The organism is Pseudomonas sp. 2725 (genome assembly GCF_050434585.1).
Classification (GTDB): Bacteria; Pseudomonadota; Gammaproteobacteria; order Pseudomonadales; family Pseudomonadaceae; genus Aquipseudomonas; species Aquipseudomonas jessenii.
Genome location: NZ_JBNDIV010000004.1, coordinates 313,792 through 334,621 on the forward strand (window position 1 = coordinate 313,792; position 20,830 = coordinate 334,621).

At 60.6% G+C, this 20,830-nt stretch carries 16 protein-coding genes; 7 read left to right on the forward strand and 9 right to left on the reverse strand.

Features of this window, described 5'->3' with window-relative positions; genetic code table 11:
• The first annotated feature begins 51 nt into the window (after window positions 1-51).
• Together ABIE16_RS12865 and ABIE16_RS12870 are read left to right on the forward strand one after the other, a co-directional pair.
• Window positions 52-633 carry a PilZ domain-containing protein gene (locus ABIE16_RS12865; RefSeq protein WP_429521335.1) on the forward strand — a complete coding sequence of 194 codons (582 nt, stop codon included), beginning with the start codon at window positions 52-54 and terminating at the stop codon, window positions 631-633.
• Between the two features lie 14 nt (window positions 634-647).
• Window positions 648-1,370, forward strand: a complete 723-nt coding sequence (locus tag ABIE16_RS12870; protein WP_218496690.1) for a glycerophosphodiester phosphodiesterase — start codon at window positions 648-650, stop codon at window positions 1,368-1,370.
• Window positions 1,371-1,412: 42 nt separating this feature from the next.
• On the opposite strand, the gene sthA is transcribed toward ABIE16_RS12870, so the two are convergent.
• From sthA to ABIE16_RS12885, 3 genes are all read right to left on the reverse strand, one after another.
• Window positions 1,413-2,807 carry a Si-specific NAD(P)(+) transhydrogenase gene (gene sthA / locus ABIE16_RS12875; RefSeq protein ID WP_007984277.1) on the reverse strand — a complete coding sequence of 465 codons (1,395 nt, stop codon included), beginning with the start codon at window positions 2,805-2,807 and terminating at the stop codon, window positions 1,413-1,415.
• A gap of 207 nt (window positions 2,808-3,014) precedes the next feature.
• Window positions 3,015-4,052 carry an FAD:protein FMN transferase gene (locus ABIE16_RS12880; RefSeq protein WP_429521336.1) on the reverse strand — a complete coding sequence of 346 codons (1,038 nt, stop codon included), beginning with the start codon at window positions 4,050-4,052 and terminating at the stop codon, window positions 3,015-3,017.
• Between the two features lie 296 nt (window positions 4,053-4,348).
• Window positions 4,349-5,812 (reverse strand): glyceraldehyde-3-phosphate dehydrogenase, encoded by a 1,464-nt coding sequence (locus ABIE16_RS12885; protein WP_057715647.1) that lies wholly within the window; start codon window positions 5,810-5,812, stop codon window positions 4,349-4,351.
• Between the two features lie 363 nt (window positions 5,813-6,175).
• On the opposite strand from ABIE16_RS12885, the gene mfd reads away from it, so the two are divergent.
• Genes mfd through ABIE16_RS12900 form a run of 3 tightly spaced genes read left to right on the forward strand, consistent with a single transcriptional unit; the run spans window position 6,176 to window position 12,914 of the window.
• A complete protein-coding gene (mfd, locus tag ABIE16_RS12890) occupies window positions 6,176-9,625 on the forward strand; it encodes a transcription-repair coupling factor (RefSeq protein WP_429521337.1) in 3,450 nt (1,149 codons plus the stop codon).
• 10 nt (window positions 9,626-9,635) lie between these two features.
• Entirely contained in the window at window positions 9,636-10,214 is a 579-nt protein-coding gene (locus ABIE16_RS12895) for a CsiV family protein (RefSeq protein ID WP_090454107.1), read from the forward strand.
• Window positions 10,215-10,220: 6 nt separating this feature from the next.
• Window positions 10,221-12,914 carry a DEAD/DEAH box helicase gene (locus ABIE16_RS12900; RefSeq protein WP_349736682.1) on the forward strand — a complete coding sequence of 898 codons (2,694 nt, stop codon included), beginning with the start codon at window positions 10,221-10,223 and terminating at the stop codon, window positions 12,912-12,914.
• A 146-nt stretch (window positions 12,915-13,060) separates the two neighbouring features.
• On the opposite strand, the gene ABIE16_RS12905 is transcribed toward ABIE16_RS12900, so the two are convergent.
• The 3 genes from ABIE16_RS12905 to ABIE16_RS12915 all read right to left on the reverse strand — a co-directional run bounded on the left by ABIE16_RS12905 (window position 13,061) and on the right by ABIE16_RS12915 (window position 15,687).
• Complete coding sequence (locus ABIE16_RS12905) at window positions 13,061-13,798, reverse strand: S-methyl-5'-thioinosine phosphorylase (RefSeq protein WP_340314306.1); 738 nt, start codon at window positions 13,796-13,798, stop codon at window positions 13,061-13,063.
• Between the two features lie 12 nt (window positions 13,799-13,810).
• Complete coding sequence (gene nagZ, locus ABIE16_RS12910; RefSeq protein ID WP_056722002.1) at window positions 13,811-14,821, reverse strand: beta-N-acetylhexosaminidase; 1,011 nt, start codon at window positions 14,819-14,821, stop codon at window positions 13,811-13,813.
• A gap of 158 nt (window positions 14,822-14,979) precedes the next feature.
• Window positions 14,980-15,687: a TetR/AcrR family transcriptional regulator gene (locus ABIE16_RS12915; RefSeq protein WP_007974041.1), complete on the reverse strand. Its 708-nt coding sequence runs from the start codon at window positions 15,685-15,687 to the stop codon at window positions 14,980-14,982.
• Between the two features lie 229 nt (window positions 15,688-15,916).
• On the opposite strand from ABIE16_RS12915, the gene lexA reads away from it, so the two are divergent.
• Complete coding sequence (gene lexA, locus ABIE16_RS12920; protein WP_007995278.1) at window positions 15,917-16,525, forward strand: transcriptional repressor LexA; 609 nt, start codon at window positions 15,917-15,919, stop codon at window positions 16,523-16,525.
• A gap of 10 nt (window positions 16,526-16,535) precedes the next feature.
• Entirely contained in the window at window positions 16,536-17,012 is a 477-nt protein-coding gene (gene sulA / locus ABIE16_RS12925; RefSeq protein ID WP_349736684.1) for an SOS-induced cell division inhibitor SulA, read from the forward strand.
• A 92-nt stretch (window positions 17,013-17,104) separates the two neighbouring features.
• Here the strand turns inward: sulA and ABIE16_RS12930 are convergent, their stop codons facing one another.
• The 3 genes from ABIE16_RS12930 to topA form a co-directional block, all read right to left on the reverse strand.
• Window positions 17,105-17,338, reverse strand: coding sequence for a hypothetical protein (locus tag ABIE16_RS12930; RefSeq protein WP_046041430.1), 234 nt, complete (start codon window positions 17,336-17,338; stop codon window positions 17,105-17,107).
• A gap of 94 nt (window positions 17,339-17,432) precedes the next feature.
• A complete protein-coding gene (locus ABIE16_RS12935; RefSeq protein WP_057715652.1) occupies window positions 17,433-17,957 on the reverse strand; it encodes a DUF6586 family protein in 525 nt (174 codons plus the stop codon).
• A 240-nt stretch (window positions 17,958-18,197) separates the two neighbouring features.
• Window positions 18,198-20,825 (reverse strand): type I DNA topoisomerase, encoded by a 2,628-nt coding sequence (gene topA / locus ABIE16_RS12940; protein ID WP_429521338.1) that lies wholly within the window; start codon window positions 20,823-20,825, stop codon window positions 18,198-18,200.
• Window positions 20,826-20,830: the final 5 nt, after the last annotated feature.

The window sequence follows — 20,830 nt, forward strand, 5'->3', positions numbered from 1 at the left end:
GGTCGATAACCAGCTTTACACTCAGACCACCGCCGCTACCATGGGTTCGCCATGTCGACATTAGATGAAGAAGATCGCCGCGAATACTACCGTATCGAGGATACGATCGCACTGGAAATTCGGCCCCTGTCCGCTACTGAAGCCACAGGCCAGGAAGTGTTGCAGGATGCTTCCCCACTCTTCAACTTGCTCAGCGAACTGCACCTGAGTGAATTCGAGTCGCAACACCTGTTGCGCCAGATCAGCGAACGCGACCGGAACCTCGCGGCGTTCCTCAAATCCCAGAACAAACGCATCGACTTGCTGAGCCAGGTGATCGCCATCACCGCGCTCGGGCAGATCGGCGAACCGCAGCCGGTGATCATCTCCGAAGGCGGCATCGACTTTCAGCATCCATCGCCCATTGCCACCGGCGCACACCTGTCGGTCAAGCTGGTGCTGATGCCGCAAGCCCTGGGCCTGCTGCTGCGCGCCCGCGTCACCCATTGCGACCGCAAGGGCGACGGCTATGACGTCGGCACCGAGTTCGAACACCTGACCGACGCCCAACGCCAACTGCTGGCCCGCCACATCTTGCAAAAGCAGGCCCAGGAACGACGCCTGGCCCGCGACCAACTCGAATCAGGCAATTAAATTAAGGAAGAACCGTGACCCTCATCTACGGCCATCGCGGCGCCAAGGGCGAAGCACCGGAAAACACCCTGACCAGCTTTCAGGAATGTCTCAAGCACGGCGTGCGTCGCTGCGAACTGGACCTGCACCTGTCCATGGATGGCGAGCTGATGGTCATCCACGACCCAAGCCTCAAGCGCACCACTGACCGTCGCGGCAAGGTCGTCGAACACACGGCGGCCGAGCTTGTGACGTATGACGCACGCAAGGGTGGCCCAGGCTGGATCAAGCCGTGCCCGATTCCGACGCTGGAACAGCTGTTCGAGCAATGCGACTTCGATCACTGGCAGCTGGAAGTCAAAAGCGCATCAAGGATGCGTGCCGCAACTACCGTGCTGGCGATTCGCGAAATGGTGCAGCGTCATGGTCTGATGGACAAGGTGACCATCACCTCGAGTTCCCGTGAAGTGCTCAAGGCTGCGCTGGAGTTGGTGCCGGACGTATCCCGCGGGCTGGTGGCCGAGTATGCCTGGCTTGACCCACTGAAGGTCGCCGCCAGCTATGGCTGTGAGATTCTGGCGCTGAACTGGACCCTGTGCACGCCGGAACGCCTGCAAAGGGCGCAACGTCAGGGGCTGCATGTGTCGGTATGGACCGTCAACGAGCCCGCGCTGATGCGCAGACTCGCCGACTTCGGCGTTGACAGCCTGATTACAGACTTTCCCGGTTTGGCCACCGCCACGCTCGAGAATTGCTGAAATCGGTCTCCCCGGCCGGCTCAGGCCACCGGCCGGAGCCCGTCAAAAAAGCCGGTTGAGGCCGTCGTACGCGGCTACCCGATAGGCTTCGGCCATGGTCGGGTAGTTGAACGTGGTGTTGACGAAGTACTTCAACGTGTTGAGTTCGCCCGGCTGGTTCATGATCGCCTGACCGATGTGCACGATCTCCGACGCCTGATAACCGAAGCAGTGAACACCCAGCACTTCCAGGGTTTCACGGTGGAACAGGATCTTCAGCATGCCTTGCGGCTCGCCGGCGATCTGCGCCCGCGCCATGCTCTTGAAGAAGGCCTTGCCCACTTCGTACGGCACTTTGGCCTGAGTCAGTTCCTGCTCGTTCTTGCCGATCGAGCTGATCTCCGGAATGGTGTAGATGCCGGTCGGCACGTCATTCACAAAGCGCCAGCTACCGTTATCGACGATGCTGCCGGCGGCCGAACGACCCTGGTCGTGGGCGGCACTGGCCAGGCTTGGCCAGCCGATCACGTCGCCGGCGCCGTAGATGTTCGGCACGCAGGTGCGGTATGCCTCGTCGACTTCGATCTGGCCACGGCTGTTGACCTTCACGCCGATGTTTTCCAGACCCAACTGATCGGTGTTGCCGGTACGACCGTTACACCAGAGCAAGGCGTCGGCCTTGATCTTCTTGCCGGACTTGAGGTGCAGGATCACGCCGTTGTCCACGCCTTCGACGCGGTCGTAGTCTTCGTTGTGGCGAACCGTGATGTTGTTGTTGCTGAAGTGATAACTCAGGGCCTGGGAAATTTCCGAGTCGAGGAAGCTCAGCAGTTGCCCACGGTTGTCCACCAATTCAACCAATACACCCAGACCACTGAAGATCGAGGCGTATTCGCAACCGATCACGCCGGCGCCGTAAACGATGAGTTTACGCGGGGTGTGACCGAGGCTGAGGATAGTGTCGCTATCGTAGATACGCGGGTGGTGGAAATCGATGTCCGCCGGGCGATAAGGACGCGAACCGGTGGCGATGATGATGTGCTTGGCCACCAGTTTCTCGACCACGCCGTTGGCGCAGACCACTTCGATGGTTTGCTCGTCGGCGAAGCTGCCGGTGCCGAAGAATACGTCGACGCGGTTACGGGCGTAGTAGCCGGTACGCGAAGCGACTTGCTTGGAGATGACTTTCTCGGCGCTTTTCAACACGTCCGGGAACGAGAACCAGCGCGGCTCACCAATGGCCCGGAACATCGGGTTGGTGTTGAATTGCATGATCTGCCGCACCGAGTGACGCAGTGCCTTGGACGGGATGGTGCCCAAGTGAGTGCAGTTGCCGCCGACCTGGCGACGGCTATCGACCATCGCCACCTTGCGCCCTGCCTTGGCGGCGTTCATTGCCGCGCCTTCCCCTGCCGGGCCGGAACCCAACACCACCACGTCGTAGTTGTAGACAGCCATGCGTACTCCTCAGAACAGGCCGCGGTACCCTCGGCACCTGCGGCTAAATCACGCCAATGCGTGGCATGAAGGAACAATTTGGGGCCAGTGCAGAACCCGGACACAGTCTATAGAAGCGTCAACGCCGCGCACATTAACCCTTGGTCGCGTCGTAGGCTACTTTTGCCTGCGCTACAACGCCAGTTTTCAATGCTCAAATCGCCGAAATCATTCGGTTTTTTCGCCACTGATGCGTTCAAAAGCGGAACTGCTGCGTGTGACGAAACCTGTATCGGCACGAATCACAAAAAATGCGCCGATATCGTGTTTTTCTGCGTAGTCCCAACCGCGCTCCGGGCCGAGAATCAGCAACAGTGTCGATAAGCCATCGGCCATCAACGCAGAAGGATGAATCACTGTGACGGACGCCAGGGGGTGTGAGACCGGCGCACCGGTGCGGGCATCGAAGGTGTGGGAAAAACGCTGCCCGTCCTGCTCGAAATAATTCCGGTAGTCGCCGGAAGTGGACAGGCCGTAGCCGTCGACGACAATGACCCGCTCCGCCACCTGCCGGTCATCCCGCGGCTCTTCCAGGGCAATGCGCCACGGCGAGCCGTCAGCTTTCTTGCCGGACGCCTTGAGCTCACCCGTGGCCTCGGCGAGGTAGTCATGGATGCCCATCGCCTCGAGTCTTGCGGCAATCGTGTCCACCGCATAACCGGCGGCGATGCTGTTGAAGTCGACCTCCACGGCGGCGTCCTTGCACAACCGGTCACCATCGATACGCAAGTGTTCGTGGCCGACGCGCTTGCGGGCTTCGGCGAGCGCTTCGGCGGTCGGGACCTTTTCCCCGCGGGCCTGCGGGCCAAATCCCCAGAGGTTCAGCAACGGCTCCACCGTCAGGTCGTAGGAACCGTCGCTTTGCACTGACAGTTGCTCGCCCACGCGGACCAATTCGAGGATCGACGCCGGCATTGCCTGACAGCCGTTGGCCGACAATGCATTGAAGCGCTCGATGTCCGAGTCGCTGCGGTAGGTCGACATTTGCCGGTCAATGTCAGCGAGGATCTGCTCGACCTGGACACGGACTTCGTCCGGCGCCGGAAGGTCGGCATGGCGCACATACTTGATCGAATAAGTGCTGCCCATGGTCGGGCCGCCGAAGCTCTCCAGAGTGTCGCCGTTGCCGCAGCCTGATAGTGCGCCGAGCAGCAAAAATGCCACCCCCTGCCACCTGATCAACAATTCCCGAGCTCCCCAATGCATCCCCTGACACACCGCCAGGGCCAGCCATTATGCGATAGAACCGTGGGAGCGGGCTTGCTCGCGATGAGGCCATCACATCCAGCATTGATATCTCTCTCAGACCGCTATCGCGAGCAAGCTCGCTCCCACATTGGATAGCTGGCGTGATCACTACCGTGCAAACACCACCATACCCTGTGGGAGCAAGCTTGCTCGCGATGAGTCCAGTGCGAACAACACATCCCCCCAATAGACAAAAGCAGCACAAACAAAAACGCCCCGACCAAGGCCGGGGCGTTTTCATATGCAGCTAAGGCTTAGCGCGGGAATGCTGGCGGATTTACACCGGCCATGTCTTCCATCACGCGAACCACCTGGCAGCTGTAACCGAACTCGTTGTCGTACCAGACGTACAGAACAACGCGGTTATCCTGGGTGATGGTCGCTTCAGCGTCCACTACGCCTGCGTGGCGCGAGCCAACGAAGTCGGTGGAAACCACTTCCTGGGAGCTGACGTAGTCGATCTGCTTGTGCAGATCCGAGTGCATGGCCATCTGGCGCAGGTACTCGTTGATCTCTTCGCGAGTGGTGGCCTTTTCCAGGTTCAGGTTCAGGATAGCCATCGACACGTTCGGCGTAGGAACGCGAATCGCGTTACCGGTCAGCTTACCCTTCAACACTGGCAGAGCCTTGGCGGCTGCAGTGGCGGCACCGGTCTCGGTGATTACCATGTTCAGCGGCGCGGCGCGGCCACGACGGCTGCCCTTGTGGAAGTTGTCGATCAGGTTCTGGTCGTTGGTGAACGAGTGAACGGTTTCGACGTGGCCGTTGACGATGCCGTACTTGTCATTCACAGCTTTGAGCACCGGCACGATGGCGTTGGTGGTGCACGAAGCGGCCGAGATGATCTTGTCGTCAGGGGTGATTTCGCCGTGGTTGATGCCATGCACGATGTTCTTCAGCGCGCCCTTGCCAGGTGCGGTGAGGATTACGCGGGCAGCGCCCGGGCAAGCCAGGTGCTGGCCCAGGCCATCGGCGTCACGCCATACACCGGTGTTGTCGACGATCAGAGCGTTTTCGATGCCGTACTGGGTGTAGTCGACTTCGGCCGGGCCCTTGGCGTAGATAACCTGGATCAGGTTGCCGTTGGCGGTGATGGTGTTGTTGGCTTCATCAATGGTGATGGTGCCATCGAACGGGCCATGAACCGAGTCGCGACGCAGCAGGCTGGCACGTTTGACCAGGTCGTTCTCGGCGCCCTTGCGGACAACGATGGCGCGCAGACGCAGGCCGTCGCCACCACCGGTTTTCTCGATCAGGATGCGCGCCAGCAGACGGCCGATACGACCGAAGCCGTACAGGACAACGTCGGTGCCTTTGCGGGCGGAAGCGTTCTGCTGGCCAACCACGTCGGCCATCTCTTCACGGACGAACTGCTCGGCACTACGACCATTGCCTTCGGCCTTGTATTTGGCCGCCAGCTTGCCCAGGTCTACCGAAGCGGCACCGAGCTTGAGCTCGCTCATCGCCTTGAGTAGCGGGAATGTTTCGTGGACGGAGAGTTCGGTTTCGTCGGTCTGGCGATGACGGGCAAAGCGGTGCGCTTTGAGGATCGAAATCACCGAGCGGTTGATCAGGCTGCGGCCATAGATCGAGCTCACCACGTTGTTATTGCGGTAGAGCTGACCGATAAGCGGAATCATCGCTTCTGCGAGTGCTTCACGGTCGATCCATTCACCAAGACACTGGTCGGGCTTCTGAGTCACGGGAACCTTCCACATGTAGGGGCAGAAAAAAGGGGCTACATTATGCCGCCGAGTGACAGCGGTAGCAATGCGCGCCCGTCGCGCTTTACGTAACAAATCGTCGTTCAAAAAAATTACGCCTCGCTCCAGCCCAATAAAACCGGGGCTTTCAGCACAGTCAATTTTTTGGAGCCAAAGTCTCGTTATCCGTAACCCTCCGTAACACTCGTTGTTTTTGCCACTACATATTCATTAATTTTAGGTAAAAAAGCGCAGAATTTTGTCTTTACCACTACATTTCGCCAAACCCGTGCTTTAGACACAGTCAGCAACTGACAGGCGGCATCGTAGACCGCTACAATTACCGACTTTGTCGCAACGCTTGGAGCTCAACCTTCCGTGCCCGTTCTGCGTCTACCGCTTCTCCCTGCCGCGGCAGGTAAACAGCACTGGGGCAACCTGCCCGGTGCCGCCCTGAGCCTGGCCATCGCCGAGGCCGCCAGCGCTGCCAAGCGCTTTACCCTGCTGCTGACCGCCGACAGCCAAAGTGCCGAACGGCTGGAACAGGAGCTGGCTTTCTTCGCCCCGGATTTGCCCGTACTGCACTTTCCCGACTGGGAAACCCTGCCCTACGACCTGTTCTCGCCGCACCAGGACATCATTTCCCAACGCATCGCCAGCCTGTACCGGTTGCCGGAACTGAGCCATGGCGTGCTGGTGGTGCCGATCACCACGGCCTTGCACCGCCTGGCGCCCACCAAATTCCTGCTCGGCAGCAGCCTGGTGCTGGATATCGGCCAGAAGCTCGACGTCGAGCAAATGCGCACCCGGCTCGAAGCCACGGGCTATCGCTACGTCGATACAGTGTATGAACACGGCGAGTTCACCGTTCGCGGTTCGCTGATCGACCTGTTCCCGATGGGCAGCAAGCTGCCGTATCGCATCGATCTGTTCGACGACGAAATCGAAACCCTGCGCACCTTCGACCCGGAGAACCAGCGTTCGATCGACAAAGTCGACTCGGTCAAGCTGTTGCCGGCCAGGGAGTTTCCGCTGCAGAAAGAAGCGGTCACCCGTTTCAAGGCGCGGTTCCGCGAGCGTTTTGACGTCGACTTCCGCCGTTGCCCGATCTTCCAGGACTTGAGCAGCGGGATTACCCCGGCCGGTATCGAGTACTACCTGCCGCTGTTCTTCGACGAAACTTCGACACTGTTCGATTATCTGCCCCAGGACACGCAAGTGTTTTCCCTGCCGGGCATCGAGCAAGCTGCGGAAAACTTCTGGAACGATGTGCGCAATCGCTATGAAGAACGCCGCGTCGACCCGTCCCGCCCTTTATTGCCACCCGCCGAACTGTTCCTGCCGGTGGAAGACTGCTTCGCGCGCCTGAAGAACTGGCCGCGCGTGGTGGCCAGTCAGCAGGATGTAGAAAGCGGTGGCGGTCGCGAGCGCTTCCCGGCTCGCGAGTTGCCCAACCTGGCGATCGAAGCCAAGGCCACTCAGCCAATGGCGGCACTGGCCGGCTTCCTCGACCTGTTCCCCGGTCGCGTGTTGTTTACCGCCGAATCGGCAGGCCGCCGCGAAGTGTTGCTGGAGCTGCTGGAACGCCTGAAGCTGCGACCGAAAACCGTCGACAGCTGGCCGGACTTTGTCGCCGGCAAGGAACGGCTGGCGATCACCATCGCCCCGCTCGACGAAGGCTTGCTGCTCGATGACCCGGCCCTGGCCCTCGTCGCCGAAAGCCCGCTGTTCGGCCAGCGCGTGATGCAGCGCCGTCGCCGCGAAAAACGCGCAGATGCCAACAACGATGCCGTCATCAAGAACCTCACCGAGCTGCGCGAGGGTGCGCCGGTGGTGCACATCGACCACGGTGTCGGCCGCTACCTGGGCCTGGCGACCCTGGAAATCGACAGCCAGACCGCTGAATTCCTCGCCCTGGAATACGCCGAAGGCGCCAAGCTTTATGTACCGGTGGCCAACCTGCACCTGATCGCCCGCTACACCGGCAGCGACGATGCCCTGGCCCCGCTGCATCGCCTGGGCTCCGAGACCTGGCAGAAAGCCAAGCGCAAAGCCGCCGAACAGGTGCGTGACGTGGCCGCCGAGTTGCTCGACATCTATGCACGTCGCGCTGCCCGCGAAGGCTACGCTTTCGCCGATCCGAAGGCCGACTACGCCACGTTCAGTGCCGGTTTCCCGTTCGAAGAAACCCCGGACCAGCAAACCACCATCGAAGCGGTGCGCGAAGACATGCTTGCGCCCAAGCCGATGGATCGCCTGGTGTGCGGCGACGTCGGCTTCGGCAAGACCGAAGTGGCAATGCGCGCCGCGTTCATTGCGGTGCACGGCGGTCGCCAGGTGGCGATTCTGGTGCCGACCACCCTGCTCGCCCAGCAGCACTACAACAGCTTCCGCGACCGCTTTGCCGACTGGCCGGTGAGCGTGGAAGTGATGAGCCGCTTCAAGTCGGCCAAGGAAGTGAATGCGGCGGTCGCGGACCTGGCCGAAGGCAAGATCGACATCGTCATCGGCACGCACAAGCTGCTGCAGGACGACGTGAAGATCAAAAACCTCGGGCTGGTGATCATCGACGAAGAGCACCGTTTCGGTGTCCGTCAGAAAGAACAGCTCAAGGCCCTGCGCAGCGAAGTCGACATCCTGACCCTGACCGCCACGCCGATTCCGCGCACGCTGAACATGGCGGTGTCGGGCATGCGCGACCTGTCGATCATCGCCACGCCGCCAGCCCGTCGCCTGTCGGTACGCACCTTCGTCATGGAGCAGAACAAGAGCACGGTCAAAGAGGCCTTGCTGCGTGAGTTGCTGCGTGGTGGCCAGGTCTACTACCTGCACAACGACGTGAAGACCATCGAGAAATGCGCTGCCGATCTGGCCGAACTGGTGCCGGAAGCACGGATCGGCATCGGCCACGGGCAGATGCGCGAACGCGAACTCGAACAGGTGATGAGCGACTTCTACCACAAGCGCTTCAACGTGCTGATTGCCTCGACCATCATCGAGACCGGCATCGACGTACCGAGCGCCAACACCATTATCATCGAGCGTGCCGACAAGTTCGGCCTGGCACAGTTGCACCAGTTGCGCGGCCGGGTCGGACGCAGCCACCACCAGGCGTACGCCTACCTGCTGACGCCGCCACGCCAGCAAATCACCCCGGACGCGGAAAAGCGCCTGGAAGCAATTGCCAACACCCAGGACCTCGGCGCGGGCTTCGTGCTTGCCACCAACGACCTGGAAATCCGTGGCGCCGGCGAACTGCTCGGCGACGGCCAGAGCGGGCAGATCCAAGCCGTCGGCTTCACGCTGTACATGGAAATGCTCGAGCGCGCGGTGAAGTCGATCCGCAAGGGCGAACAGCCAAACCTCGATCAACCGCTTGGCGGCGGTCCGGAAGTCAACTTGCGGGTACCGGCGTTGATCCCGGAAGACTACCTGCCGGATGTCCATGCCCGCCTGATTCTCTACAAGCGCATTGCCTCGGCGACCGACGAGGACGGCCTCAAGGATTTGCAGGTGGAGATGATCGACCGTTTCGGCCTGTTGCCGGAACCGACCAAGAACCTGATCCGCATCACAGCATTGAAATTGCAGGCCGAGCAACTGGGCATCAAGAAAGTCGATGGCGGCCCCCAAGGCGGTCGCGTCGAGTTCGCCGCACAGACGCCGGTCGACCCGCTAACCCTGATCAAACTGATCCAGAGCCAGCCAAAACGCTACAAATTCGAAGGTGCCACGATGTTCAAATTCATGGTTCCGATGGAGCGCCCGGAAGAGCGCTTTAATACTGTAGAGGCGCTTTTCGAGCGCCTCGTTCCGAAAACTGCTTGAAGGACGCCGCATGCGCCTGTTTCGCTCACTGACCCTGCTGACCCTGTTGATGCCAGCGCTGGTCGCACCCACGGCATATGCCGATGACCTGTATCAGGTCGAAATGATTCTGGTCCGTCAAAACGCCGTACCGGCAATCGTCAGCCGCGCCGCGCCGGAAGACTGGGCCGCTGGCGCCCAACCGGTCAGCCCCGACAGCCTGCGCACGCCAAGCCTCAATGGCGAGGTGGAAAAACTCACCAGCAGCGCCGACTACACGGTGTTGCTGCACAAGGCCTGGCAACAGCCCCTCGGCGAAACCGCCAGCAAAGTGGCGATCAGCGACGGCAAGGAACAGTATGGTCAGTACCCGATCGAGGGCACACTGAACATGAAACTGGGGCGCTTTACCGACGTCGACGCCGATTTCTGGGTCAACCAGATCGATGCCAATGGCATGGTGACCGCCAGCGAGCGCTTGAAACAGGAAAGCCACACCAAAAACGGCCAATTGAACTTCCTCGACAACGGCCACCTCGGCCTGCTGATCAAGATCACCTCGCTGACCGCCCCCGCCCCCCGAGCAGCTCCCGAAGAAATTCCGGACTGATTCCCAATGTCCGCGACCCTGAGCAAACCCCTGGCACCGTCCTGGGTCAGCCGATTCAAGGAACAGAGCCTGGAGCGTGGCCGCCGCTACGCGCTGGAGAATCGTGTCAGGATCGTCGAAGCCGGCGACGCAACCATCGTCGCCGCGTGTGAAGGCTCGGGCGGTAACGTTTACCGTCAGACCATTCGCCTGCGCGAGTCAGCCAAGGGCACTCTGCTGATGGTCGACGCCACCTGCTCCTGCCCGGTCCACAGCAACTGCAAACATTGCGCGGCGGTGCTCCTGCAAGTGCAGGAAACCCTCGACTACCCCGCTGCCGCCAAAGACGCCGAACTCCTGGAAAAACTCCAGGCAGTCCTGGAAAACCGCAGCCCGAAAGCACCGCCGCAAGTGCTGGTGGACAATGTGCAGCCCGTTCCGCGCCTGTGGCTGGCCAGCATCGAGTTCAGCGCGTTCGAACCGCGCAACGGTCGAATGCAGCGTTACATCCAGCATCGCGCGGCGCTGTCTTTCAGTTACCTGGACGAATACGTTTCCGGGCAGAAAAACACCGACATCCTGATTCGTCAGGAAACCCAGACGCTGCGGATCAAACGCCACCCGGAAGTGGAACAGTCCTACCGAGAGCAACTGCGAATCCTCGGTTTCAAAATCGCCACCCGGCAAAGCAAGGCCCTGCCGGAAAGTGCCGGCGAGCTGTTCGAGATGGTCAATGACAGCGCCTGGCTGACCTTTACCCTCAATGAACTGCCGAAGTTGCGCACCCAGGGCTGGGAATTGCAGATCGACGAGGACTTCGGTTTCGACCTGACGGCGGTAGACGACTGGTACGCCACGGTCGACCAGGCACCGGAGCGCGACTGGTTCGACCTGGAACTGGGGATCATCGTCAACGGCGAACGCCTGAGCCTGTTGCCGATCCTGCTCAACCTGATGCGCTCCCACACCGAAATCCTCAACCCGGAGCGCCTTGCCCGACGCCGCGACGACGAGCTGATCCTGGTCAATATCCCCAATCGCCCGAACTCCGGGCACGGCCCGCTGCAAGTCGCCCTGCCCTTCGGCCGCTTGAAACCGGTGCTGGCCACCCTCGGCGAGTTCTACCTGCAGGAGCCCGGCGACACCACGCTGCGCCTGAGCAAGGCCGATGCCACACGCCTGAACCCACTGGAAGACATGCCACTGCTCTGGGAGGGTGGTGAACAGATCCGCACCTTTGCCCAGCGCCTGCGCGACATCAAGGACCACACGGCCGTCGCCCCGGACGGCCTGAATGCGACGCTGCGTCCGTATCAGCTTGAGGGCTTGAGCTGGATGCAATCGCTGCGGCAACTGGAAGTGGGTGGAATCCTTGCGGATGACATGGGCCTGGGCAAAACCCTGCAGACACTGGCGCACGTCCTGAGCGAGAAAAACGCCGGTCGTCTCGATCGTCCGTGCATGGTGGTGATGCCCACCAGCCTGATCCCCAACTGGCTCGACGAAGCGGCGCACTTTACGCCGCAGCTCAAGGTACTGGCGCTGTACGGTGCCAGCCGCAAAAAGCACTTCGACAAGCTGGCCGACTACGATCTGATCCTGACCACCTATGCGCTGCTGCCCAAGGATGTCGAACGCCTGGCGGCGCAGCCCTTGCACATACTGGTGCTGGATGAAGCGCAATACATCAAGAACCCGACCAGCAAGGCCGCCCAGGCTGCCCGCGAGCTCAATGCCCGGCAGCGCCTGTGCCTGAGTGGCACGCCGCTGGAAAACCATCTCGGTGAACTCTGGTCGCTGTTTCACTTCCTGTTGCCCGGCTGGCTGGGCGACGTCAAAAGCTTCAACCGCGATTACCGCGTGCCGATTGAAAAACGCACCAGCGAGGTCAGGCTCCAGCACCTCAATGGCCGGATCAAACCTTTCCTGCTGCGCCGCACCAAGGAACAGGTTGCCACCGAGTTGCCGCCAAAAACCGAGATCATCCACTGGGTCGAACTCAATGAGGCCCAGCGCGATGTGTACGAAACCATGCGCCTGGCCATGGACAAGAAAGTCCGCGACGAGATCACCCGCAAAGGCGTGGCCCGCAGCCAGATCATCATTCTTGAAGCCCTGCTCAAGTTGCGACAGGTGTGCTGCGATTTGCGCCTGGTCAACGAGGCGACCCTGCCAAGCCGTGGCAGCACGTCAGGCAAGCTCGATAGCCTGATGGAAATGCTCGAGGAATTGTTCGAGGAAGGTCGGCGGATCCTGCTGTTCTCGCAGTTCACTTCGATGCTGTCACTGATCGAAGACGAACTGAACAAGCGCGGCGTGGCCTACGCTCTGTTGACCGGCCAGACCCGCGACCGCCGCACACCGGTGAAGGAATTCCAGAGCGGCAAGCGTCAGATTTTTCTGATCAGCCTGAAGGCCGGTGGCGTTGGCCTGAACCTGACCGAAGCGGACACGGTGATTCATTACGACCCGTGGTGGAACCCGGCGACGGAAAACCAGGCAACCGACCGGGCGTATCGTATCGGCCAGGAGAAGCCGGTGTTCGTCTACAAACTGATTGCGCGCGGCACGGTGGAAGAAAAGATTCAGCACCTGCAAAAGGAAAAATCCGACCTCGCGGCCGGCGTATTGGATGGGCGCAAGGCCGGGGACTGGAAACTGCAGAGCGATGATATCGAGGCGCTGTTTGCGCCGCTGCCGGAAAACCTCGAAAAACGCTGAAATCTGCAGCGCTTTTTAGTCCGCCATCGCGAGCAAGTCGGATCGCCGCACCGTCGCTCCCACAGATTCAGAGGTGTCCGCAAAAGACGCGGACACTGTGGGAGCGAGCTTGCTCGCGATGAAGTCAACTCGGTATCAAGCGGTACTCAGCCCTTGAGCACCCGCGCCAGCGTCGACTTCACCTTGCCCATGCCGTCATGCAACGCCTGCTCGATCTCGGCCATGGTGATCACCGCCGTCGACTTGCCCGCCGCCGGGTTCACCACCAGCGCCAGACAGGCGTAATCGAGTTCCAGCTCGCGGGCCAAGGCGGCTTCCGGCATACCGGTCATGCCGACGATGTCGCAGCCATCGCGCTCCAGCCGGGCGATTTCAGCCACTGTCTCCAGGCGCGGCCCTTGAGTGCAGGCATACACGCCATGACTGCTGTAGCCCACGCCCTCCGCCGCCAATGCCGCAATCAGTTGCTGACGCAACGGCTCGCTGTAGGGGTAGCTGAAGTCGATATGGGTGACGTGCTCCAGGTCATCGGAAAAGTAGGTGTGCTCACGACCGCTGGTGTAGTCGATCAACTGATGCGGCACGCAGAAATGCCCGGTGCCCATCGCGGCATGGATGCCGCCCACGGCGTTGACTGCCAAAATGGCTTCGGCACCAGCCTGCTTCAGCGCCCAGAGGTTGGCGCGGTAGTTGACCTGATGCGGCGGAAAACGATGGGGGTGACCGTGACGCGCGAGGAACAGTACTTCCTTGCCGGCATACTCGCCGATCTGAACGTCGGCTGAAGGTGCGCCATAAGGCGTGTCCACTGCCAGTGACTGGCGAATGCTCAGGCCTTCGAGTTGAGTCAGGCCAGTGCCACCGATAATCGCGTAAACCGTCATAACGAACAGTCCTTAATCAATCAATTGAGCTTCTTTGAGCGCGCCGACAGCGGCCAGCCAGCGCGGGTCTTGACGGTATTCGGTGCTGGCAAACGACTGGCCGCGCATCCGCGCAATGCGCTCGGAAGGCTTGACCTTCAGACGCTGGGCAGCGCTCAGGGCCAGTTCGGCGGCCGCACGGTCGTTGCACACCAGACCCATGTCGCAACCGGCAGTCAGCGCCGCTTCGATACGGCTGGCGGCATCGCCGACCACGTGAGCGCCCGCCATGGACAGGTCGTCACTGAAGATCACGCCATCGAACTGCAATTCGCCACGCAGGATGTCCTGCAACCAGCGGCGGGAGAAGCCGGCGGGCTGGGAATCGACTTGTGGATAAATGACGTGGGCCGGCATGACCGCGGCCAGTTGCTTGCTCAGCTTGGCAAACGGCACCAGGTCATTGGCACGGATCTCGTCGAGGCTGCGTTCGTCGTTGGGAATCGCGACGTGAGAATCCGCTTCAGCCCAGCCGTGGCCGGGGAAGTGCTTGCCGGTGGCGGCCATCCCGGCGCTGTTCATCCCGCGGATGAATGCACCTGCGAGCAAGGCAGCGCGCTCGGGATCACCTTCGAACGAACGGGTGCCAACAACGGCGCTGCGCTGGTAATCCAGGTCCAGCACCGGGGCAAAGCTCAGGTCCAGGCCAACGGCCAACACTTCGGTGGCCATGATCCAGCCGCATTGCTCGGCCAGGTATTCGGCGTTCGGGTTGTCGGCAATGGCGCGCATGGCGGGCAATCGCACGAATCCCTGGCGCAGGCGCTGCACGCGGCCGCCCTCTTGATCAACCGCCAACAGCAGATCGGGACGAATGGCGCGAATGGCCGCACTCAGCTCGCGCACTTGACGCGGATGCTCGATGTTGCGGGCAAAGATGATCAGGCCACCCACTTCGGGCTGGCGCAACAATTGGCGATCTTCAGCCGTCAGCCAGGTACCGGCGACGTCCACCATCAACGAGCCTTGCAAGCCAGCAGTCATAGAAATTCCTTGATAACAGAAAACCCGGCCCACACGAATTCGCCGCCAGACGCTGTGCCCGGCAGGTCGGCAATTTCAATGGGAAACGGGTTCAGAACGAGAGTCGGCATGGGCGGCTAGCTTAGCGGATGTCAGCTGCCGCGCCCACCCGTGTGCGGTTAAACCTTGGCGGCAACCGGTGTCGATTTGCTACGCGGACGCAACTGGGCCGTGGCCATGGCCGTGTCGGTAACGCCGGATTCGGCGCGCATGCCGGCAGCCAGGAACGGCACCATCAGGCGCATGACCTGCTCGATCGAGGTGTTCACGCCGAAATCGGTTTCGGCAATCGCGCGCAAGGCCTTGATACCGGACATGCTGAACGCCGCCGCACCCAGCATGAAGTGCACGCGCCAAAACAGTTCGATAGGTGGAATACGTGGCGCTGCTTCGTTGACCAGCATCATGTAGCGGCGAAACACCTTGCCGTACATGTCTTCCAGATAACGACGCAAGTGCCCCTGGCTCTGACTGAACGCCAGCCCCAGCAAACGCATGAAGATAGACAGGTCGTTGCCACTGCGCGGCTGCACCACCAGTGCCTGCTCGACGAGGATTTCCAGTAACTCTTCGAGTGTCGGCTTGATTTCAGGCTTGGCCTGACGCCGCTCCAGCTCTTTATCGAGGCTGATGCAGAATGGCCCGAGGAACCGCGAGAAAACCGCTTGGATCAACGCTTTCTTCGAACCGAAGTGATAGTTCACCGCCGCCAGGTTGACACCCGCCTTGCTAGTGATCAGACGCAACGAGGTTTCGGCGAAACCTTTTTCCGCGAACAACTGCTCGGCGGCATCAAGAATGCGTTCAACGGTTTCCGACTGGGCCATGGCTACTCCGCCTGACAAACACTTGTTTGAAACATACGTTTCAGCCTGTGCATTGTCAAGTCTGGCAGTTCGTTTCGGGAATGGTCGGTCAGACATTTAACCACACAACGGCAAAGCTTCAATCCACCGGCTGTTTGACCGTCCGGCGGCGACTGAAAAAAGGAGCATTGCCAAGACCGCCTTACTGTATATAATCCCAGTCACTGTATAAAAAAACAGAGCGATCAATATGCTAAAGCTGACGCCACGACAAGCAGAGATTCTGGCCTTCATCAAGCGCTGCCTGGAAGACAACGGGTACCCACCCACCCGCGCGGAAATCGCTCAGGAACTGGGTTTCAAGTCGCCCAATGCGGCGGAAGAACACCTCAAGGCACTGGCCCGCAAGGGTGCAATCGAGATGACGCCTGGCGCCTCCCGTGGCATCCGCATTCCCGGTTTCGAAGCCAAGGCCGACGATTCCACCCTGCCGATCATTGGCCGGGTAGCAGCCGGCGCCCCGATTCTTGCGCAGCAACACATCGAAGAGTCCTGCAACATCAATCCCGCCTTCTTCCATCCGCGCGCCGACTACCTGCTGCGCGTCCATGGGATGAGCATGAAGGATATCGGCATTTTCGACGGCGACCTGCTGGCGGTCCACACCACCCGCGAAGCCCGTAACGGCCAGATCGTCGTTGCGCGGATCGGCGACGAAGTGACCGTCAAGCGCTTCAAGCGTGACGGCAGCAAAGTCTGGCTGATCGCCGAGAACCCCGAGTTCGCCCCTATTGAAGTGAACCTTCAAGACCAGGAACTGGTGATCGAAGGCTTGAGTGTCGGCGTCATTCGCCGCTAAAGGAGGCACCATGCAGCTCCCACAGACATCACCACAGCAAACCCAACTGCCGCTGTTCGAAGCGTTCATGGCACAGCCATTGGCGCCGATCCTGAAAGACGTAGTCGAGTCCCCCTGGAGCGCCGAACCTGACGTTTTCAGCGAGCTGTCACTGCGTGGTGCAGCCGGGAACTGCCTGAGCCTTCTGGCACCGATCCTCAGGGAATTGAGCCAGGACCAGGACGCACGCTGGCTGACGCTGATCGCGCCACCCGCCAGCCTGACTCAAGCCTGGCTGCGAGATGCCGGCCTTAACCGCGAGCGCATTCTGCTGCTGCAACCCCGGGGCACCCAGAGCGCCCAGCAACTGACTTGCGAAGCCCTGCGCCTGGGTCGTAGCCACACGGTGGTCAGCTGGATCAACCCGCTGAGCCCCCAATCGCGACAACAACTGATCAGCGCCGCCCGTACCGGGGACGCTCAGAGCCTGAATATTCGACTGGGTTAACCGGCGGACAAACGCGTGATTCACCGCGCAAGGCTTCTCCAGGGACAGAGAAGCCGATGAGTAACGACATCAGGAAAAGCGACAGGCGGCGGTCAATGCAGAACCCGCGACCCCTCTTCCTTGTCGAATTCGCCTTCAACCAGGCGACCGGCCATCTGAACGCCGACGCTCAACATCGCCTTGGCGACTTCCACGTGCTGCCCTTGCAGGAATGCCTTGGCGTCCTCGGAGAAATCCAAAGTAACCAGAGAACCCTCGTCCTCGGCCCTGCGCAGCTCGATACGGCCGTCTGGTAACTCGACAATTTCTAGAAAGGACGTTGGCATAAAGGACTGTTCTCCACGAAAGGCGGGGATTATATAGGCATCGGCCAGGCTTCGCTCGGGATCTTGACCAGATGCCATCCCAAAACTGTTTCTGTCAGCACTCGTTCAGGCCTTCGCGAAAGCGGATCGCCAACCCCTTCAGGTTCTGACGCCAACTCTCCAGCTCTTCCCGACTCAGCTCTTGCGGCGCCTCCTCTTCATCCAGATTGACAGCCTGAATCAGTGGCTGGGTCACGTCCCCTTTCGGCTTGTGGGGCGCGCGCGGCGGCTGAAACAACGCAGCATGGGCAGCCAACAACTTGGCCAGCCAGGTTTCCGGGTTATTGGCCAGCTCGACCAGCTCAGCCATTTCCGGAATGGCGATGGTGTCCAGCACCTCGCGAGTCAGCAACAACTCTGCACGGGGCGCATTGGCCTGAGGCAAGCGATAGAAACCGGCGATCTCGTGACACAGGCCCAGCAGCGCGCCGTACAGATGAAACAGCGCGGATTCGCGCCCAGCCTGGATCAGCGCCAGCGAATTCATCGCCCGCCCCTCTTCAGTGCGGGCCAGCGCTTCGAGCGACAAGCCGGCGAAATAAATCTTCTGATTGGTGCGGGTGTACAGTTCGTGGGCCATGACGGCAGCCTCCACAACGAAATAATTGCTTCACGCAGGTTTGACAGTGTCATGGATCAGCCGATCCGACCGCAAGCCCAAAACAAAAAAGCCGCATGAAAACCCGAGGGTTCTCATGCGGCCTTGCGCACTAACTGTAGGAGCGAGCTCGCTCGCGATGGACCTGAGAGCAACGCGGGCATTCTGATGGCCCGCGTCATCGTTGACGACCATCGCGAGCAAGCTCGCTCCTACAGTTTTTTAAGCCTTGGCTGCCGGACGCTTGTCTTCAACCGTCCACTTGCCACCGTCGTAGTAAGCCTTCCAACCAGTTGGCTTACCGTCAACCTCGGTCTGCACGTACTGTTCCTTGGTCTTGCGACTGTAACGAATCACAGTCGGGAGGCCATCCGGATCTTTCTTCGGTGCTTCGCAGAGGAAGTGATACTTCGGATCGATCTCATCCTTGTGCGGGATGATTTCCATCACCAATGGAGCACGAGTCTCGCGGTTTTTCGGGAACTGGCTGGCCGCCAGGAACAGACCGGATGCACCGTCGCGCAGAATGTAGGTGTCGTTGACCTTTTCGCACTTCAGCTCAGGCATCTTCACCGGATCCATCTTCGGCGGCGCCGCATCACCACTCTTCAGCAGTTTACGGGTGTTCTTGCAGGTGGCATTGGTGCAACCAAAGAACTTGCCGAAACGGCCGGTCTTGAGCTGCATCTCGCTACCGCACTTGTCGCACTCCAGGCTCGGACCTTCATAGCCCTTGATGCGATAGGTGCCCTCTTCGATTTCGTAGCCATCGCAATCCGGGTTGTTACCGCAGATGTGCAGCTTGCGCTTCTCATCGAGCAGATAGGCGTCCATCGCCGTACTGCAGATCGGGCAGCGATGCTTGCCACGCAACACCAGCGACTCCGATTCACCCTCGTCGTCCGCAGCGATTTCGTCGCCCGGCACCAGGTTGACGGTGGCCTTGCAGCGCTCTTTCGGCGGCAGGCTGTAGCCCGAGCAACCGAGGAACACGCCGGTCGACGCGGTACGGATCTGCATCGGCCGGCCGCAGGTGGTGCACGGAATGTCAGTCATGACGGGCTGATTGGCCCGCATGCCGTGTTCCGGGCTTTCGGCTACTTCGAGTTTCTTCTTGAAGTCGCCGTAGAACTCGTCGAGCACGTTTTTCCAGTCGCGTTCGCCCTGGGCCACGTCATCGAGATGCTCTTCCATGCCCGCGGTGAAGCCGTAGTCCATCAGGTTGGAGAAGCTCTCGGCCAGACGCTCGGTGACGATGTCGCCCATCTTTTCCGAATAGAAACGACGGTTGTGCAGCGCCACGTAGCCGCGGTCCTGAATGGTCGAAATGATCGCCGCGTAGGTCGAAGGACGACCGATGCCGCGTTTTTCCATTTCTTTTACCAGGCTGGCTTCCGAGTAACGCGCCGGCGGCTTGGTGAAGTGCTGGGTCGGATCAAGCTTGATCAGCTTCATCGCGTCGCCCTGGGCCATGTCCGGCAGTACGTCGTCATCGCCTGGCTTGGCGATTTGCGGCATGACACGGGTGTAACCGTCGAACTTCAGGATGCGGCCCTTGGCGCGCAGCTCGAAGTCGCCGGCACCGACAGTGACCGTGGTCGACAGGTATTGCGCCGGCAGCATCTGGCAGGCGAGGAACTGGCGCCAGATGAGCTCGTAGAGGCGCTCAGCGTCACGCTCCATGCCCGACAGCTTGCTTGGCTCGGTATTGGCGTCGGACGGACGAATCGCTTCGTGAGCCTCTTGTGCGCCTTCCTTGCTGCTGTAGACGTTCGGGGTTTCCGGCAGGTATTTCTTGCCGAATTCGCCTTCAATATAGGCACGCGCCATCGCCACGGCATCAACCGAAAGGTTGGTGGAGTCGGTACGCATATAAGTGATGTAGCCAGCTTCGTAAAGACGCTGGGCCATCATCATGGTCTTCTTCACACCGAAGCCCAGGCGATTGCTTGCGGCTTGCTGCAAGGTGGACGTGATGAAGGGTGCCGACGGCTTGCTGCTGGTCGGCTTGTCTTCGCGCTTGACGATGCTGTAGCTGGAAGCCTTGAGCTTCTCCAGCGCGGCCATGGCCTGGGTTTCATTGAGCGGCTTGAAGGCTTCGCCTTTCTCGCGGGCCACGTCGAAGCGCACGGTCGCGCCCTTGGCGGTGCCGAGGTCGGCGTGAACTTCCCAGTACTCTTCCGGGTTGAACGCGCGGATTTCACGTTCGCGCTCGACCACCAGCTTCACGGCAACCGACTGCACGCGACCGGCGGACAGACCGCGAGCGATCTTGGCCCACAGCAGCGGCGAAACCATGTAACCCACCACGCGGTCGAGGAAACGACGCGCCTGCTGGGCGTTGACGCGGTCGATATCCAGCTCGCCTGGTTTCGAGAAGGCTTCCTGAATCGCCTTCTTGGTGATTTCGTTGAACACCACGCGCTTGTAGCGGGTGTCGTCACCACCGATGGCTTCGCGCAGGTGCCAGGCAATGGCTTCCCCCTCGCGGTCCAAGTCGGTTGCGAGATAGATGGTGTCAGCATCCTTGGCGAGCCGGCGCAGCTCTTCGATGACTTTTTCCTTGCCCGGGAGGATCTCGTACTTGGCTTTCCAGCCATGATCCGGATCGACACCCATGCGCGCGACCAGCTGCTTGCGCGCTTTTTCTTTCGGCGACAGTGCCGGCGCTTCACCCGCAGCAGCCTTGCCGCGCTTGGCGGCTGGCTCTTTGCTGGCGCTAGCCGAACCGCTGGTGGGCAGGTCTCGGATATGGCCGATACTCGACTTCACCACGTATTCGTTGCCCAAATACTTGTTGATGGTCTTGGCCTTAGCCGGGGATTCCACAATGACCAGCGATTTGCCCATGGATC

Coding starts and splice junctions, on each gene's coding strand:
- ABIE16_RS12865 (WP_429521335.1), top strand. CDS start 52: ATGTCGACATTAGATGAAGAAGATCGCCGCGAATACTACCGTATCGAG.
- sthA (WP_007984277.1), bottom strand. CDS start 2,807: ATGGCTGTCTACAACTACGACGTGGTGGTGTTGGGTTCCGGCCCGGCA.
- ABIE16_RS12880 (WP_429521336.1), bottom strand. CDS start 4,052: ATGCATTGGGGAGCTCGGGAATTGTTGATCAGGTGGCAGGGGGTGGCA.
- ABIE16_RS12885 (WP_057715647.1), bottom strand. CDS start 5,812: ATGTGGAAGGTTCCCGTGACTCAGAAGCCCGACCAGTGTCTTGGTGAA.
- ABIE16_RS12895 (WP_090454107.1), top strand. CDS start 9,636: ATGCGCCTGTTTCGCTCACTGACCCTGCTGACCCTGTTGATGCCAGCG.
- ABIE16_RS12900 (WP_349736682.1), top strand. CDS start 10,221: ATGTCCGCGACCCTGAGCAAACCCCTGGCACCGTCCTGGGTCAGCCGA.
- ABIE16_RS12905 (WP_340314306.1), bottom strand. CDS start 13,798: ATGACGGTTTACGCGATTATCGGTGGCACTGGCCTGACTCAACTCGAA.
- nagZ (WP_056722002.1), bottom strand. CDS start 14,821: ATGACTGCTGGCTTGCAAGGCTCGTTGATGGTGGACGTCGCCGGTACC.
- ABIE16_RS12915 (WP_007974041.1), bottom strand. CDS start 15,687: ATGGCCCAGTCGGAAACCGTTGAACGCATTCTTGATGCCGCCGAGCAG.
- lexA (WP_007995278.1), top strand. CDS start 15,917: ATGCTAAAGCTGACGCCACGACAAGCAGAGATTCTGGCCTTCATCAAG.
- sulA (WP_349736684.1), top strand. CDS start 16,536: ATGCAGCTCCCACAGACATCACCACAGCAAACCCAACTGCCGCTGTTC.
- ABIE16_RS12930 (WP_046041430.1), bottom strand. CDS start 17,338: ATGCCAACGTCCTTTCTAGAAATTGTCGAGTTACCAGACGGCCGTATC.
- ABIE16_RS12935 (WP_057715652.1), bottom strand. CDS start 17,957: ATGGCCCACGAACTGTACACCCGCACCAATCAGAAGATTTATTTCGCC.
- topA (WP_429521338.1), bottom strand. CDS start 20,825: ATGGGCAAATCGCTGGTCATTGTGGAATCCCCGGCTAAGGCCAAGACC.